The following is a 17,970-nucleotide window of genomic DNA, read 5'->3' on the forward strand; positions in this document are numbered from 1 at the left end:
TTAAATCCAAACGAGGGTCTTCAAGTAGAGAATCTACATTCATTGTATTAATTACATAAGTGTACTCTTTTTCATAATTCTCTTCCTGGGCCATCACAGCAGTTGACATAAAAGAAACTAATAGTAGTGAAACTAATAATAATAAAACAATTTTTTTCTTCACTTTTTTCCTCCTGAGTTTAGTTTAGCTACCGGTAAGCTATTTGTGATTACTTATAAACTTATAATCTTGCCTGTTATTTAACTTAATATAATTATATATCAGAAAATTACAAATAAAAATGTAATAATCTCAAATGATTTTGTAATAAACTCAGATTTTTCTAAAAAAAGCAGAGCTATTAAACTCTGCCGTTTAGGATTCTTAATTTTCTACCCGTTTTAAACTAACATTATCAATATAAACATTTGGTTTTTCTAATCCAACATTAAATTCAATACGAGCATCAGGATCATCTGCTTCCTCCATAGTAAAAGTTCTTTTAATTGTCTTTTTATTATGGCTAATCTCAATTGAATCATCACCAAAATACATTAAATAATCTCCACCCTGCTCTCCAACTTTCACAAATAATTTTCGCTCAGAATCTGAATAAATGTCAAAAGTTAGGTTATACTTAATACCCTTTTCTAATTTTATATTAGAATGAATTAATTGAACATGATACTTTTCTTTACCAGGATTTTGAATATTAATTTTAGCTTTTCCCTTATCTGTTTTCAGTTCAGCTTTTGCTCCCTCATTTTCAAAAATATAGCTACTCCAACCAGTTAAGCCATCAGAAAAATCTCCATTACTTAGCAGATTGGTATTTGCAGCCGCTTTAAAGTGAGCAATTATTTTAATATCATCATTTGCATTTATTTTAATGGGATTCTGTTGACCATTAATATTTCCTGACCATTTAGTAAATTCAAAACCTTTATTTGCAACTGCCTCAAAGCAGACTTCAGTTCTTTTATCTACTGTTGTATTATTAGTACTACTCTTAATTTTACCATTTCCTTTTGCCATTGTATAAATTTTAGCGATTTTTGTTTCTACTTTTTCAGTAATATAATAATCCATAATATTTGGTAGTTCAGATAAGGTTATTACATATTCACTATTATATACTTTTTTTAGATGTTCTATTGAATTATTATCTATAAGCCAATCAGAATGCCAGGTCATAAACCAAATCCAATCAATATTATCTTTTTTTGATAATTCTGGATCAGGCATTACTCCACATTCATGGTAAGCTATTGGCTCTCCTAATCCTACTACATCTCGAACGGAGTTATACATCCTTTTCTGTGGTTTATAATCAACATTGTAAGTGTCAGCACCACTTAGATCTACATATTCATCCCCAGGATACCAATCTTCATCAACATTATCTGCAAAACCTAAAAACCAGATAAGATTATTTAATCCTTTTTCTTCAGTAAAATAATTATACATAAATCTCCATAGTTTATTAAACTTTTCTGGTCCTCCTTTACTCCACCAGAACCAACCACCATTATGCTCGTGCATTGGGCGCCAGATTATAGGAACATTAGCATCTTTCAATTGTTTTAAATAATTAGCAATTCTATCTAAATCCGAAATCATTGCTTTATATTCCCTTGTTCCTTCTGTTAAAACTTGATCAATATTAATTTCTTTTTTGCTATTTTCATAACCTTCTCCAATTGTTGGTGCTCCCCAGTGCCACATGATTGTCGGGATTCCACCTTTACGCCACCAGTCAATTGCTCTATTAACAACATTTTGATTATCCTTTTCATGAATAAAATCCAGGCCTCTGATAGCTGGTTGTTTACCTGTATGTTTATTTATATATTCCAGTTCATAATTAGGTCCATCCACCCAAGCAGACTCCATTTGTCCTGAGAGCATTTTATTTCCATTGATAGTATGAAGATAATTAAGTACTGCACGAACTTCTTTACTCGCTTCCGAATTGACAGGTTCAGTTCTAATAATTTTTGCTGGCTCAACTGCAATAACTGTGGTACTAAAAAACATAATCAATAAGATAAGAGAAATAATAGTTAATTTATCCATCAGCTATTCCTTTCTTATGTTTGAGATTCTTATAATCTTGAACACGAAATATCATATTATTCTAAAGTGAATTATTCTTAATAAATTCTATCAACTCATCAATTTTAGTATAGGCAACAGCAACAATAGTATCTGCTCCACCATAATAAATTACCATTCTAGCAGTATCAGGATCGTGTAGAGCTGCACATGGGAAAGCAACATTTGGTACATCTCCAACACACTCATAATCTTTTTTTGGAGCAAGTAAATAAGGTTCAGTCCTATATTTAACCTGCCATGGTTTTTCTAAATCCAATAGGGCAGCTCCCATACTGTAAACAAAGCCATTACAGGAATTTAAAACACCATGGTAAATTAAGAGCCAGCCTTCCGATGTTTCGATTGGAGCCGGTCCTGGTCCTATTTTTGTGCTCTGCCAGCCACCTTTTGTTCCCATTACATATCTGTGTTCTCCCCAGTGCACTAAATCATTACTCTGGCTTAAAAATATATCACCAAACGGAGTATGGCCATTATCACTGGGACGGCTCAGCATAACATATTTATCATTTATTTTCCTTGGAAACAAAACCCCATTTCTATTGAAAGGTAAAAAAGAATTCTCCATCTGAGTAAATTTCTTAAAATCTTCAGTGTATCCCAGCCCAATTGTTGGACCATGATAACCATTACACCACATTACATAATATTTTCCATCCATTGCTACTACCCGTGGATCATATTTATATTCTGATTTACCGATTTCTTCTTTATCAAATTCAAATTCTATTGGCTCTGGTTCAATGTCCCAGTTTATTCCATCTTTACTTTTGCCAGCATGAATATTCATATTTCTTGCCTTATCATCAACTCTAAAGACACCAGCAAAACCATCTTTGTATGGAACAACAGCACTATTAAAAATACTATTAGAATTTGGAGTCGCGTCACGCGGAATTATTGGATTTTTCTTCGAACGCCAAACTACATTGTCACAATCAGCAGGTTTTTCCTCCCAGGGAATGTTCGGAAGGCTCTTTCCATAAATTTTTAATTCTTCACTCATAAATTAACACTCCTTAAATTTTCTATTTGAATTCTGTAAATTAATAATATTATAAAACTATCACTTTGAACATGAATATAATTCAGATTCTTTTGTAATTAACTCAGTTATTATTTTAAAAAGCTAACAGAATTATAATAATCCTGTTAGCTTAAATCATCTTAATTGTTTATTATTTTAATATTTTTTTTAATTAACTCTTTTCTTGTCTGAACAGAAGCTGCAGAGCGTAGTTTATCTTCAGGTGTATTTTTAACATAATCAACTAATCGATTTACTGAAGATTCTGCCACATGGATCCGGGTATCAGAGGAAGCATAATAAATTAAAACTCTACCATTATCTTCTTTAACAACACCATTAACAAAAACTACGTTGGAGACATCTCCCACTCTCTCTTCCCCCTGAGGTGCTATTAAATAACCACCAGGATTATATATAACTTTAGTTGGTACATCTAAATCCGTCATAAACGCATAAATAACATAACGCAGACCAGCAGCTGTATTTCGGACACCGTGAGCAATATGCAGCCAGCCTTCCTCAGTTTTTATTGGGGCATCTCCCTGACCATTTTTTGTTTCTTTTATTGTATGATAAAACCTTTTATCAATTATCTCTTCCTTTGCAATTTTTGGGTTTTCAATATCATCTGCTAAACCCCAACCGATTCCACCACCAGAACCGGTTGTAATAAAGCTGTCCTGGGGGCGGGTATAAAATGCATATTTACCATCTACAAATTCCGGGTGTAAAACTACATTTCTCTGCTGGGGAGAAGGAGTTTCTAAATCAGGCAGCCGTTCCCAATTTTTAAGGTCTTTTGTTCTCACTATCCCTGCCTGAGCCTCTGCAGCAGTTGTGTTACCCGGTTCAGCTTTCGGGTCTTTTCTTTCTGTACAGAAAATACCATAGATCCAGCCATCTTCATGTTTAACCAGACGCATATCGTAAACATTAATATCCGGTCTCTCAGTTTCTGGGATCTCCACTGGATAATCCCAGAACTCAAAATTATCAATTCCATTATCACTTTCTGCTATGGAAAAAAACGATTTACGATCACTGCCTTCAGTCCTGACAATTAAATAATATTTACCATTTATTTTAATAGCTCCAGGATTAAAAGTAGCATTAATACCCTGTCTTTCCATTAAATATGGGTTACTCTCATAATCTAAATCATAACGCCAGAAAATCGGTGTATGTTCTGCTGTTAAAACAGGATGTTTATAGCGGAAAAAAATTCCGTTACCTGGTTCAACTCTTTCATTTTTTCTTTCAACTAAGTTCTGTCTTTTCTTTTTTAACAAGCGAAGACGAGTCTGAAATTCATCCTTATCTGGTTTATTTATTAAATCCATTTTTTTCACCTCAAATTATTTTTTAGACTAAAATTTGTTCAATTCTATTAATAATTTCATAACAGGCCCTACTGCTGTGATAGGGCGACTTCCAGGCATTAATTTTAGCTTTAGAAGCTGCTTTTCCCTGCTCATTTACCAGCCAGTACCAGCCGCCATTTTGCTGATCAACTATATTTTTTATAATATAATCCCAGCATTTAGCAGCTGCCTGAATAAAATCTTCTTCTCCACTTAACTGGTAGGCGTTAATAAATCCAATAACTGCTTCTGCTTGAGGCCACCAATGGCGGTCTCTATCTAATTTACCATTTTTAGATTCGTAATAAATACTTCCATCTGCTGCAGTTCCATTTTCTAAGACTTCAGCTGCCATTTTTAGTGCATAATCTTCTACAAAATCAAGAACAACCTGTTCTCCCAGTACTTCTGCTGCCTCATAAAGAAGCCAGCTCCCTTCAATATCATGACCATAAGAAATAATATCAGATTTTGATGTCCAGTCCTGATCAAAAAAGAGCTTAAAGCGATACTGATCCTGATTAACTATATTATTGATTACAACTTCAATTAATTCTTTAAGCTTTGATTCTAAACCAGGGTCAGGCCAGACACGATATAAATTGGTATAAGCTTCTAAAATATGAAGATGAGTGTTCATAGATTTGGCGACATTCAGATCTTTCTCACTTAAGCTCATATCATCAGCTGCTGACCAATCTCTATTATATGCTTCAAAATAACCTTTGTATTCTGGATCATAACTTTCACTTTCCAGGATTGAAAAAAGATCTACAGCCCTTTTTAACGCATCTTCATTATCAGCAGCACGATAATATTCGCTAAAAGCATAGATACAGAAAGCTTGTCCGTAAATCTGTTTTTTGTTTTCTTTAACTTCTCCTTTGTAATCTAGCAGCCAGTAAAAACCACCGTATTTTTTATCTTCAAAATTAGCAATGAGATAATCATAAGCTCTATCTGCCATCTTTAAATAATCTGGATTTTTATCCTCGCGGTAGGCATTAGCAAAGCTCCAGAGAATACGGCTGTTTAAAATTAAGGCTTTATCAGCTTCAGCCTGAGCTTTATTAGAAACCGATACTTCACCATAAAATCCTCCATAATGTTTATCAATAGAATTATTCAGCCAGAAAGTTAGTAAATCAGCCTTTTCTTTAGTAACTGAATCGGCGAATTCTTCTAATAAATTTTTTTTCATTTTTATCATCTCCTAGATTTAAGAAATAGTTAAAAGGTTGAATTAATAAGGTCGGTCACACCTTAAAATTCAACCCTTATTCTTATTAAAATTATTTTTGTTTAGTATTTTAAGTTAGTATTTTATTTTTAAAATATTTAATATAATATATCCTAATCTCTTACTTTGATAAATTAATAAGTATCAACTAATGAACTTATTTTTAAGTGTGACTCAAATTCTTCTGCCCTCAGATCAGCATCAATTTCTGCAGTTATATTAATTTCTCTCCCTGGATAAAGATGGAAGAAATTATCACTTAATTTTAAATCATTATCTTCTAATTCTAGCCAGGTCCAGAGGGCTGTTTTAGCTGAACTGATACTCAACCAATATTTACCAGCCTCAAGACGCTTAACTTTAGTTTCAATCTCTGGTTTTTCAAGCTGCATATGTTTTGGTTTAGCGAAAGAGACAAAATTATCAGCTATTATTTCTCCATCTACCTCTAATTCAAGCCAGAGCATTAAATCTCTTATCCCATATTGATTTACATAATCCTGAAGTTCAAGAGTCCTCAGCAGTTGGTTACTTTCGGATTTTATCTCGGTTTCAAATGAGTTTTCTAAAATCAGCTGACCACTAACATTTCTTAACTGCCAGTTAACCTGACCCTTGATGTTCTCAAATTTATCACTGGTTACATGAATTTCAACAGTTGCATCCGCATTATTTTCTATTCCGGAGATAATAATTGGAGCATAAAACCTTTTGGCCATATAATGTAAGGCCTTCCAGCGGCCGTGATAATCAAGTGAAGACCAGCTGGCTACAGGCCAGTTGTCATTTAACTGCCAGTAAAGTGTTCCCATAGCTCGCGGCATATTACGCCGCCAGTTTTCTACAGCATATTTAATTCCTAAGCCCTGGAGGATCTGACTTGTCCATAAAACATTCTCAAAACCCTCTGGTAGTTTAAACCAGTCAAGCATATACTGCATAATTGTAGTATTTCCAATTCCACTGCGCTGATGTTGTTCCATCACATAAGAGGTTATATTACGATCTTCTGCCTCAGTATATCCATAAACTGTTTTTGGTTCCGGAAATGATTGAAAACCAAATTCACTGTTAAAACGATGTTCACAGGTTCTGTACCATTCAAAAGGCTTTTTACCATGCCAGACTTCCCAGAGATGGGCATCTCCCCAGTCGGGATTATTAAAGTCATTGCGGTCCCCTTTTGGACTATGGGGACTTCCGGGCCAGTAATCTGTTTGAGGATCATAATCTGCTACTACTTCGGGTAATAAGTGGTCAAATAATTTTTGATAATCATCCCAGGGCATGGTTATCTTCTCACTATTCCACTCCTGAGCTGCAATACCCTGTTCAATCTCATTATTACCACACCAGAGAGCTAGAGAAGCATGGTGTCTTATTCTTTTAACATTCTCTTCCGCTTCAATCTTTACATTAGCCATAAAATCATCATCAAAGCTGGGATAGGTTCCACAGGCAAAAATAAAATCCTGCCAGACAGTCAGCCCCAGTTCATCACAGATTTCATAAAAATCATCTTTTTCGTAGAGTCCACCACCCCAGACTCTAAGCATATTCATATTTGCATCTGCTGCTGATTCTAAAAGCTGACGATAATCTTTTCTTTCAACTCTGGAGACAAAAGCATCTGCTGGTATCCAGTTAGCACCTTTAGTAAAAAATTCTTTACCATTAGCTGCAAATTTAAAAGATTGACCCCACTGGTCATCTTCTGTAATTAATTCTAGTTCTCTTAAACCAATTTTTTTCCGAACAACATCTAATTCCTGTCCTCCGCTGTCAAAAATAGATATTTCAAGATCATAAAGCGGCTGCTCCCCCATCCCATTAGGCCACCAGAGTTTCGGATTATCTATTTCAAAATCTATTTTTGCCTTTTCACCTTCAATTTCAAAATTATTTTGATAAATTGATTCGCCAGACTGAGTAAAATTAACCCTCACCTTTAATTTTTCAGCAGCAATTTTTTCAGTTATAAGTTCAACATCTACTTCAACACTGCCAGTTTCCAGATGGTTCTGTTCAACCTTTATTTCTTCAATTCTAGCTGTATTTAGAGCAATTAAATCAATGTCATTCCAGATTCCCATGGTAACCAGCATTGGGCCCCAATCCCAGCCAAAGTTACTCGGTTGTTTGCGCAGCCAGCCACCCCCATGAAGGCGGTGATCACCTACACTCCAGGCCGGTATATGAAACTCCTCATCTTTTTTTCTTAAATATGGTAAAGGAGAATTAAAATGAACTCTAATTTCATTTTCTCCCTCTCTTAAATAATCCTGTACTTCAAATTCCCATTTGCGATACATGTTATTTGTGGAAGCAACTTGTTCACCATTAATATATATCTCTGCCAGAGTATCTAAACCCTGAGCACTTAAAATAATTTTCCTGGCACTTATAAATTCGGATCCCAGACTAAATTTTCTGCTGTAATCCCAATCACTTTCTCCAATCCACATAAGATTTTCTTCATTATTTCTATAAAAAGGATCATCAATTTCTCCAGCTTTAATTAAATCTGTATGAACACACCCTGGTACTTCGGCATTAATAGATTGTTCTTGATCAGTCTGACTTAACTGCCATGTACCATTTAAAGATATTTTTTTCATTTTTTCACCTCAATTTAGATTGTTTTCAACATAAACCATTTAACTTACTTTTATTAAATCACAAAATTATTCTACTTTAAAATCATTAATGTTTGCAATTAACTCCTCTGACATCGACTTTAATTCAACAGCAGTAGTCAGTATTTCATCTGTGGAAGCAGTTTGTTCTTCTGTGGAAGCAGAAATCTGTTGAGAACTGGAAGCAAAATCCCTGGTTACCTTTGCAATATCATTAATTGCATTTTCTACATTTTCACTTTCTTTCCGCATGGAGCTAATTCGGGCTACCACATTATCTATTGAACTACCCAGATTTTTAGATACTTTTCTAATTTCTTTGAAAATATTATTTGTATCCTCAATACTTTCTACACTGGCATCTACCAGTTCTTCATTTTGATCCATAGAGTTTACTGCTTTATCTACTCCAAACTGAATTTTTTCTATTAATTTAGATATTTTTTCGGTAGCTCCAGCTGATTCCTCGGCTAAAGAACGAATTTCATCAGCAACAACAGAAAAACCACGCCCTGCCTCTCCGGCTCTTGCCGCCTCTATAGCAGCATTTAAGGCTAAAAGATTAGTCTGATTTGATATGTCATTGATTAAAACTACAATATTTCCAATTTCTTCGGACATTGTACCCAAATTTTGTATTAATTCTGCAACCTCTTTTGTTTCCTGACTCAAATCATTTATGTTATTAATAGAACTATTTACACTCTGATTACCCTTTTCAATTTTTCCCAGTACTTCGTCTGCTCCATTAGCAATTTCTTCTGCATTTTTATCAACTTCTTTAATTTCCCGATTTAATCGCTGTACATTATTATTGCTTTCCTCAATCTGAGCCAGCTGTTCTTCTGATCCGGCGGAAAGATTTTCTACAGCTAACCCAACTTCTTCCGCACCTTTATTAACTTCCCTGCTGTTTTGATCCATTTTTTCGGCAGAGATATTTAAACTTTGAGCCTGATTGTTGATATCGATAACCAAATTATTAAGTTCCGTCAGCATTTCATTAAAGATACCAGCCATAATACCAATTTCATCTTTTCTCTTTAAATCTTTTCCCCTCATCTTAACCTGATTTCGAAGGTCACCATTTTTCATTTTGCTAAATGATTCCATAAAAGAAGAGAGTGGTTTAAGCTGCCAGCTGATAAATAAGAAGGTTAGCAGCAGCGCCAGGACTAAAAAGACTCCTGAGACAGTCCAGATAGTTTTGCCCAGTTTGTTTACAGGTTCCAGCATCTGTTCTGTTGGAATTTCTACTGCTAAAGCCAAATTATCTGTTATTTGTTTTTTTAAGAGATAATTACCCCCAACTTCTTCAGAATTAACTGTATTTTCTGCTGTAGTTTGATTCATAAACCAGCTATTGTCTATTTGCACTGCAAATAGTTCTTTATTTTGGGCCCTAATTATCTGTCCCTCAGAATTGATTAATTTATAGTTTTCAGCATTTTCAATATCCAAACTCTGCAGCTCGGAATATACAATTTCAGGATTTAAAGCCAGAACTATATAAGCTATAATCGTTTCACCATCGTCAGCATAGATTGGTGAGTTATATAAAAGATAGTTCTGATTATTTTCTCTATGTATGGTCCCAAAGTTAATATTCTTATATAAATCCTGATCCAATTTTTCTTTTAAATAATGCTCATTATCTTCTAAAGCCTGTGCCGAATATGCCCTAGAATCCGCAATCACAGTTCCATCTGACATTGCTAAATAAGCAAATTCAATATTTTCAATATTCTCTCTAACAGAACCCAGTGCTCCAGCAGCAGAGTACTGCATTCCCATAAATGAATCTATATTTACTGCAAATTCTTCTCTAGCTTCCGGATCAGTAGTGCTTCCCGGATACAGACCTTCCATTAAAGTAAAATAGCCATTAAAACTGCTGTCAGAATCAATTGAATCGATCTGTCTGTCCAGAGTTTTGATCATTGCCTCAACATTACTCTGATAGGAAGAAGCAACCAAATTGATATTTTCATTAATTTGATTTCTAACAATCTCCGCCGCTGAATTAAAAGTTATATAACTAATGGCACCCAGCATTATTAATAAAATAACTACTATCACAGCTGATATTTTCCATTTTAAGGAATGAAAAAAAGATAAATTTTCTGTTTGAGCAGACATAATTTTCTCCTCCTGCTTTTAATTTTTAAAATCAATAAAGCTTAAAGCGGCCAGAAACCTTATAAAACTGGTATAGGGGAACCAGCTTCTTTGTCTTTAAGCAGCTTTAAGCTTCAATTGAAAATTAATATATAAAATTAGATACTATATTCATTTTTTACTCAATATTATTTTTCTAATCCATTTTTCTCTATTACATCTTTTAATAATCGGGCACTATCTTTTAAGATCCTCTTCTGATTATTTTCATAGTCAATATAAATAATTCCAAATCGCTTATCATATCCAAAAGCCCATTCAAAATTATCCATCAAAGACCAGACATAATAGCCGGCAAGATTAACTCCCTCTTCAATTGCCTGATGTGCGGCCTGAAAGTGTTTTTCTAAATAATCCACCCTTTTTTGATCATGAACTCTGCCATCTTCTGCAATCTGGTCATCATAAGCAGCTCCATTTTCAGTTATAAAAATTGGTTTTTTAGTATATTCCTGATCCAGCCTTTTTAAGAGATCTGTTAAACCTTGAGGATAAACCTCCCAGTCCATTGCAGTATAATCTGCATCTTTTGGCTTGATAGTTTTGTAGTTTAAGAATTCACTTTCATCATATTCCACCAGAGCTCTTGAATAATAATTAATACCCAGAAAATCGATCTCCTTACTGATTATTTCAAGATCTCCAGCTTTTATCTCAATTGGTTTATCAAATTTATTCTGATATAAGTCCATTAGTTTTTCCGGATACTCCCCTTTAAATACAGGGTCTAAAAACCAGCGATTATTAAAGGCATCACAGTAATCTTTTGCAATTTGATCTTCTCTGTTATCGCCCTTAGTGTAAACATGATTCAAATTTAAAGTAATTCCAACTTCACCCTCAATCCCACTTTCTCTAAAACTTTTAACCGCCATTCCATGAGAGAGCAAAACATTATGCGCAACCTGCAGTGCTTTCCGATGATCTTTAAAACCGGGAGCATGTTCTCCCCATAAATTTCCAACCATTGAAACCACCATGGGTTCATTATGAGTTATCCAGCGTGGAACCATATCTCCAAGCTCTCTATACATTATCTGAGCATACTCATTAAAATATTTAGCTGTGTCTCTGTTTTCCCAGCCTCCCTTATCCTGCAATTTTTGAGGTAAATCCCAGTGATAAAGAGTTGCAGATGGTTCAATTCCTGCTTTTAAAAGCTGCTCAACCAGATTTTTATAAAAGTCAATTCCTTTTTGATTTATTTTTCCTTTACCTGCCGGTAAAATACGGGGCCAGGCTATGGAAAAACGATAAGTATCAAGTCCCAGCTCCTTCATTAACTCCACATCTTCTTTGTAGCGATGATAATGATCACAGGCTACATCTCCCGTATCATTATTTACTATATTACCTTTTTTATGGGTAAATCTATCCCAAATTGATTCACCCTTACCATCTTCATTATATGCTCCCTCAATTTGATAGGATGCTGTAGCAGCCCCCCATTCAAAATCTTCGGGAAATATTATCTTTGCCATTCAACTGCCTCCTCTAAATTTCAATTATCATCTATCGTCTTCTATTGTATTTATTATGCGATTATTATTTAGATAGTTTTTTTAATAAATTAAAACTACTTATCACTAAATAATACACTGTGATCTTCGTCAATTTCTACAAAGCCTTTACCTTTATTTTCTTTATAGAATTTTTGTACATCGTTTACTACCTGTTCCGGTAAGAATTCTTCCTCCGGGTCCCAGCGTTCACCAATCTCAGGTACGGCTTCAAATAACATCTGCGTATAAGGATGAGTTGCATTTTCGTAAATCTTTTTGGTATCTCCTCTTTCAACCAGACGTCCTTTATACATAATCAGTGATTTATCACTGATATAATAACCTAAGTTAAGATCATGAGTAATAAAAATTACTGCCATCCCGTGTTTTTTACAGGATTCTACCAGTAAATTCAAAACTCCAATTCTGGTTGAAGCATCCAGCATACTGATTAACTCATCCGCTATTAAAACATCAACATCCATCAGTAGTGCCCTGGCAATTAACAGCCTCTGCAATTGTCCTCCACTTAACTGATGAGGAAACTTACCTAAAGTACGATCCGGATTTAAGTTTACATCATATAAGGCATCTCTAATTGCCTTATCCTTATCTTCAAATCCCAGGTCAAAAGAATCAAAAATCATATCAAAAACTCGATCCACACGGTAGAGAGGATTAAAAGTTGCAAATGGATCCTGAAAAATGCCTTGAACTCTTCGATAATATTCTTTCGTTTCTTCTTTATCTTCAATTTCTGAAATGTTTTTACCTTTGTAAATAATCTCACCTTCAGAAACTTTAATCAGCTTCAAAATCAATTTCCCTACTGTTGTTTTTCCACTACCACTTTCTCCAATCAGAGAAATAATTTTACCCTTTTCAATATCAAAAGAAATATCTTTTGCAGCTACAGTATATTCAGGATTTAAAATACCACTTTTAAAGATCTTGGATAATCCCCGAATTGACATTACTACATCATTATTTTTTTCCACTTAAATCACTTCCTAACTCTTTCCATCTCCAGCAGGAAACATAGTGATCTTCTGCTACCTTTTCCCTTTTTGGAGTTTCTTCGCATTTTTCAATTGCATAAGGACAGCGGTGTCTGAAACGACAGCCTTTACCAATATTAAGCAGATGAGGTGGTGTTCCTTCAATACCAGATAAACGCTTATCTTTATATTGAATACCCACTTTAGGTAGAGAATCAATTAAAGATCTGGTATAGGGATGACGAGGATTGTCTACAATCTCGTCTGTTGGTCCTATTTCTGCAAAGTTACCGGCATACATAATCATGATCCGATCTGCTATCTGATATAAAATAGATAAATCATGAGTAATAAACATTGCAGAACCAATTATCTCTAAATCCCGCAGATTAGCCAGCATTGTTGCTACAAAACGCTGAGAACTTACATCCAGAGCTGAAGTAATTTCATCTGCTATTAAAAATTCTGGATCTAAAATTGTAGAAATTACCATAATTACTCTCTGTTTCATACCACCTGAAAGTTCAATTGAATATCTATTTAAAACTGATTGATCCAGATTAACCAGATCAAGCCGTTCTTTTACCTTATCAAAAAATTTCTTATCTGTTTTGACCCCATGCTGTCGGGCCAGATCCGCTATATATGTTTTTATCTTTTTAGTTGGAGAAAAAGCATCAAGGGCATACTGAGGAATTAAAGAAATTGTTCTTAAGCGGAGCTTTTTAAATTCTTTTTCACTCATTTCCATAATCTGATGACCAACCAGATCAACATCACCCGAAATATACTTGAGAGGTTTTTTTCTGGAAATAAAAGTGCTGGCCAGAGTACTTTTACCACAGCCAGATTCTCCTGCCAGACCTAAAATTTCTCCCTTTTTTAAAGTAAAAGTTATATCGTCTACGGCTTTGACCTGTCCTTTTAAAATATCATAATATGCCTTTAAGTTTTTGACTTCTAATATATTTTCGCTCATCACTTACATCTCCCTCAAACGTGGGTTAAAGGCTGCATCTAATCCTGTATTGACAAAATAAAGTGCGGTAATTAAAATTGCTAAAATTAAACCAGGGATTATTGCCCACCACCACATACCAAGTTGGATTCCATTCCAGTTAACAGCATTCTGCATTACAAGTCCCAGAGAAATTCCTTTTGTCGGTCCCAGTCCTAAAAATTCGAGCTGTACCGTTGCCAGCATTGTTCCATTGAACTGCTGGATAAAAACCATAAATACATAGGAAAACATATTGGAAGCGATATCTTCTCTTAAAATTCTACCCACACTAATTGAAGAAATTTTAGATAAAGATACATATTCCTGATTTTTAAGAGAAAGGGTCTGAGATCTTACTGCTCTTGCTGTCCAGGGCCAGGCTGTAGAGGCAACTATAACTGCCATCACAAAGGTCCCCCGTACTTCTAAAAAGGCTGCAATTACAATTAAAAGTGCCAGTTGGGGAATTACAACAAAGATATTTGTCAGCATCATTAAAAGTTCATCAAAAATTGTTCCACCATAATAACCGGCTACAAAACCAATTATACAGCCAATTAAAGTTGCAATTGTACCTGCAATAGCACCAACTAAAAGGGTTGAACGTAAACCATGTACTGTTCGTGTAAATACATCCTTCCCATCAATTGTAGTTCCAAAAAAATGTTCTGATGAAGGTGGTAAATAACCCTGACCTGCATATTCATCATATTCATATCTTGTTAAAAGTGGACCAAAAGCTGCCAGCAAAAATACTAAAATTACAATAGATAAACCAAAAAGTACTTTTTTATTTGTAAGGGCATAATACAAATTTTCATGTTTAGCCCAGAAATCTTTTGCCACAATCTACACCTCCTCAGTAAATGAAAGCCTAACTCTTGGATCAATAAACATGTATACAATATCGACTACAAAGTTTGCTACTAAAACCATTGTTACAATTGTCAAAAAGATTCCCTGCATTAAAAAATAATCCTGATTTTGAACTGCATCTAAAAGCATTCTTCCCAGGCCAGGATAATTAAATACTACCTGAACTGTAATTGCTCCCCCCACTATGCGGCCGATTCTTAAAGCAAGACCGGTAACCTGAGGTAAAACACCATTCCGAAAACCATACTTACGAATTAACTTTTTAGAAGAACCCAGGGTCTCCATATACTTTGAATAATTTGAGCTTTTTTCGTACATAATCATATTTCTCATACCAATTGCCCAGCCGCCCAGCTGAACTAAAAACATGGTAAAGAAGGGCAAAAACCAGTGATGTAAAAAGTTTTTAATAAAATTCCAACTTAAAGCAGGGGAAGCTACTGCACTATAGGCCCCGCTGATTGGGAACCACTGCAGAACAACTCCAAAGAAGAAGGCTACCAAACCAGCCATCCAGAAATAAGGAGATGAAGCAAGAAAATAAAAGAAAGGCATTGAAGCATTATCTACTTTTTTATCAGTTCCTGAATAAGCACCCAACTTATTACCAACAATCCAGCTTAATATAATTGCAGGAAACAAAACAGATAAATCATATACAATTGCTCTTTTTATAATATCTATTACTGGAGTTGGAAACTGGATAATTGAGATTCCAAAATCAAGAGTAAAGACTGATTTCCAAAAGTTAAGATACTGCTGCCACACTGGCTGATCAAGATTAAATAATAATGTTAATTGTTCTTCTAAAATTTGACGCCCCCCCTCCATTCCAGAAAAACGTGACAAAAGTGATTGGATTGGATCTCCAGGCATCATTCTGGGGATGATAAAATTTATGGTAACTGCCAAAATAAATGTAATAATATAAATCATTAATTTTTTCCGTAAATATTTGCCCATTTTATACTGCTCCTTTCTAAATAACAGGCCCGATAAGAATATCGGACCTGTATTTATTAGTTAAATTCAATTGTCTATTAATTATTTAGCTGGTTTAATACCGATTAAGGTATCGATCATTCCTAACTGATAAGCATTACCCCAGGTTACTGGAACACCATAAGGCTTATCTTCACTTGGCCAGTTAGTCCAATTATTTGTAGTCTGCTGAGCCCAGAGACCATTATGCCAGAGAGGAACAGTTGGCATATCTTTTAATAAGATTCTCTGAATCTTAGATGCAATTTCCTGTTTTCTGGTTTCATTTCTAGTCATATTAAACTCATCAATTAATTCAAACAGCTCTGGATTATCATAAGCACCCCAGTTACCATTACTAATTGTTTTTCCATTAATATTTTCATTTGCTACACCATTCCAGTAGTCAAATGGTGTTGAGGATAATGTGGTCTGGAAGTTAGCGATTAACATGTCAAAATCTTTATTAAAACGCTTATTGTCAAATAGTGAAGAATCAGGGAAGTTAGGTTTAATATTAACACCAATTTCTTCAGCATTTTGAGCAATAACTCTAACAGCTGACATCCAGTCTGTCCAGCCACTAGGAACTATAATACTTAATTCTAGAGGATCACCATTTGGCATATCTCTCCAGCCATCACCATCTGCATCTACATAACCTGCATCATTTAGAAGTGCTTTAGCTTTAGTAGTATTGTATTCAAATCCATATTCATCTACTACTTCTTCGTCAAGATATTTTAACCAACCTTCTCCAAATAACCCTGTAGGATTAGCAGCTTTTACAAGACCACCATATACTCGCTCAACAATTGACTCTTTATTTACCATAAAGGCCATTGCTCTTCTAAAATTAACATCACCCATTGGTTTTCTAGTGGTGTTCATGTATAAATTAGCAGTATTCCAGGAAAGCATATAGGGTTCTTCTTCATACCAGGTTTTTAAACCAAATTGGTCTTTAATTTTCTGAACTCCAGGAATAAAGTTGTTGCTTAAATCAAGCTCACCCTTCATTAACATACCCATTACTACATTGTTGCTCTGATTAACTAAGTCAACAAGATACTTAGGTTTGGGCTGTCCAAAAACATCATTACCCCACCAGTTATCATTTCTTTCCCAGACCATTCTATCCTGACCGACTTCTCTAGCAGTATAGGGACCAGTTCCAACTGGATCTTTCATTGTTCTGGTGATTAATTCACCAGAAGGAATATCACTCCAGATGTGTTCTGGTATAATGTAGCGCTCATATAATTCTGCATTCCATTCTGCATAATGAGGTTCACTAAAAGTAAATCTAACTGTATAATCACCTTCAGCTTCTACAGATTGGAGCCATTTCCAGACAGGTGAATACATTATAGAATTTTCTTTTGCAATTTCATAGGTAAAGACTACATCTTCTGCATTAAATTCTTCACCATCAGTCCAATTAATTCCTTCTCTTAAATTAAGAACATACTCATTTTCGCTTACCCATTCTCCACTTTTTGCAAGCCAGGGAGTATAAGTATTATCGAGAGGATTATAAGAGAACATTGTCTCATAAACTAAACCGCCAGTTCCAGGTGTAGGGTTAGGAATTAAAATATTCCAGGTTGATGGAGGTCCCCACATTGCTCCGGAAACTACCAATGTCTCTTCTCTAGGAAGATCCTGAGCTAAAGACATTCCTCCAACTAAAAATAGAAAAGCCAGAGTTAAAATTAAAACTTTCTTACCAACATTAATCATTAATAAACACACCCCTTTAAATTATTTTATGATGCAAAATGTCACTCTCTTTTATCTTAAGGGATTATTAACTTATAAAAAGTAAGAGTGAGCAAAATTTTAGCTGTTTTATGAATCTTCATTAAATTAAATTAATTTAATGCTAGAAAAAACTAACAATCCAATCAAAACTGCGCTAAAATTTACTAAAACGATTTCTTGATTCAATTATAGCGCAAATTTGCAGACAACACCACTTTACAAAAAAATTAGATAAAAAATTGGCGACTTATTCCTTCTTTTGATATAATATTTGTTACCTACAACAAATATGAAAGGAATAAACCG

The 17,970-nt window shown here is 34.6% G+C and carries 12 protein-coding genes; all 12 read right to left on the minus strand.

Features of this window, described 5'->3' with window-relative positions; translation table 11 throughout:
• Positions 1-364: 364 nt before the first annotated feature.
• The 12 genes from CI949_RS07725 to CI949_RS07780 all read right to left on the minus strand — a co-directional run bounded on the left by CI949_RS07725 (position 365) and on the right by CI949_RS07780 (position 17,643).
• On the minus strand, positions 365-2,056 hold the full coding sequence (locus CI949_RS07725; protein ID WP_290764858.1) for a glycosyl hydrolase: 1,692 nt from the start codon (positions 2,054-2,056) through the stop codon (positions 365-367).
• 61 nt (positions 2,057-2,117) lie between these two features.
• Entirely contained in the window at positions 2,118-3,104 is a 987-nt protein-coding gene (locus CI949_RS07730; RefSeq protein WP_290764860.1) for a glycoside hydrolase family 130 protein, read from the minus strand.
• Positions 3,105-3,265: 161 nt separating this feature from the next.
• On the minus strand, positions 3,266-4,468 hold the full coding sequence (locus CI949_RS07735) for a glycosidase (RefSeq protein ID WP_290764862.1): 1,203 nt from the start codon (positions 4,466-4,468) through the stop codon (positions 3,266-3,268).
• Positions 4,469-4,490: 22 nt separating this feature from the next.
• Positions 4,491-5,690, minus strand: a complete 1,200-nt coding sequence (locus CI949_RS07740) for an AGE family epimerase/isomerase (protein WP_110301141.1) — start codon at positions 5,688-5,690, stop codon at positions 4,491-4,493.
• A gap of 173 nt (positions 5,691-5,863) precedes the next feature.
• Positions 5,864-8,347: a glycosyl hydrolase 2 galactose-binding domain-containing protein gene (locus CI949_RS07745; protein ID WP_110301142.1), complete on the minus strand. Its 2,484-nt coding sequence runs from the start codon at positions 8,345-8,347 to the stop codon at positions 5,864-5,866.
• A gap of 66 nt (positions 8,348-8,413) precedes the next feature.
• Positions 8,414-10,504 carry a methyl-accepting chemotaxis protein gene (locus tag CI949_RS07750; protein ID WP_110301143.1) on the minus strand — a complete coding sequence of 697 codons (2,091 nt, stop codon included), beginning with the start codon at positions 10,502-10,504 and terminating at the stop codon, positions 8,414-8,416.
• Between the two features lie 167 nt (positions 10,505-10,671).
• Positions 10,672-12,024 (minus strand): GH1 family beta-glucosidase, encoded by a 1,353-nt coding sequence (locus tag CI949_RS07755; RefSeq protein WP_110301144.1) that lies wholly within the window; start codon positions 12,022-12,024, stop codon positions 10,672-10,674.
• Positions 12,025-12,119: 95 nt separating this feature from the next.
• Positions 12,120-13,043: an ABC transporter ATP-binding protein gene (locus CI949_RS07760; RefSeq protein WP_110301145.1), complete on the minus strand. Its 924-nt coding sequence runs from the start codon at positions 13,041-13,043 to the stop codon at positions 12,120-12,122.
• Complete coding sequence (locus tag CI949_RS07765; RefSeq protein ID WP_110301146.1) at positions 13,030-14,022, minus strand: ABC transporter ATP-binding protein; 993 nt, start codon at positions 14,020-14,022, stop codon at positions 13,030-13,032. Before CI949_RS07765 ends, CI949_RS07760 begins: the two co-directional genes overlap by 14 nt.
• Before the next feature lie 3 nt (positions 14,023-14,025).
• The gene (locus CI949_RS07770; protein ID WP_110301147.1) at positions 14,026-14,889 is read right to left on the minus strand and encodes an ABC transporter permease; all 864 of its coding nucleotides are present in this window, start codon (positions 14,887-14,889) and stop codon (positions 14,026-14,028) included.
• A gap of 3 nt (positions 14,890-14,892) precedes the next feature.
• Positions 14,893-15,882, minus strand: coding sequence for an ABC transporter permease (locus CI949_RS07775; protein ID WP_110301148.1), 990 nt, complete (start codon positions 15,880-15,882; stop codon positions 14,893-14,895).
• Positions 15,883-15,963: 81 nt separating this feature from the next.
• Positions 15,964-17,643, minus strand: coding sequence for an ABC transporter substrate-binding protein (locus tag CI949_RS07780; RefSeq protein ID WP_290764877.1), 1,680 nt, complete (start codon positions 17,641-17,643; stop codon positions 15,964-15,966).
• Positions 17,644-17,970: the final 327 nt, after the last annotated feature.

Source organism: Halanaerobium sp. (genome assembly GCF_003070835.1).

Bases quoted from the DNA above. Each gene is read 5' to 3' on its own strand.
- CI949_RS07725 (WP_290764858.1), bottom strand. From the start codon at position 2,056: ATGGATAAATTAACTATTATTTCTCTTATCTTATTGATTATGTTTTTT.
- CI949_RS07745 (WP_110301142.1), bottom strand. From the start codon at position 8,347: ATGAAAAAAATATCTTTAAATGGTACATGGCAGTTAAGTCAGACTGAT.
- CI949_RS07755 (WP_110301144.1), bottom strand. From the start codon at position 12,024: ATGGCAAAGATAATATTTCCCGAAGATTTTGAATGGGGGGCTGCTACA.
- CI949_RS07735 (WP_290764862.1), bottom strand. From the start codon at position 4,468: ATGGATTTAATAAATAAACCAGATAAGGATGAATTTCAGACTCGTCTT.
- CI949_RS07765 (WP_110301146.1), bottom strand. From the start codon at position 14,022: ATGAGCGAAAATATATTAGAAGTCAAAAACTTAAAGGCATATTATGAT.
- CI949_RS07730 (WP_290764860.1), bottom strand. From the start codon at position 3,104: ATGAGTGAAGAATTAAAAATTTATGGAAAGAGCCTTCCGAACATTCCC.
- CI949_RS07740 (WP_110301141.1), bottom strand. From the start codon at position 5,690: ATGAAAAAAAATTTATTAGAAGAATTCGCCGATTCAGTTACTAAAGAA.
- CI949_RS07750 (WP_110301143.1), bottom strand. From the start codon at position 10,504: ATGTCTGCTCAAACAGAAAATTTATCTTTTTTTCATTCCTTAAAATGG.
- CI949_RS07780 (WP_290764877.1), bottom strand. From the start codon at position 17,643: ATGATTAATGTTGGTAAGAAAGTTTTAATTTTAACTCTGGCTTTTCTA.
- CI949_RS07775 (WP_110301148.1), bottom strand. From the start codon at position 15,882: ATGGGCAAATATTTACGGAAAAAATTAATGATTTATATTATTACATTT.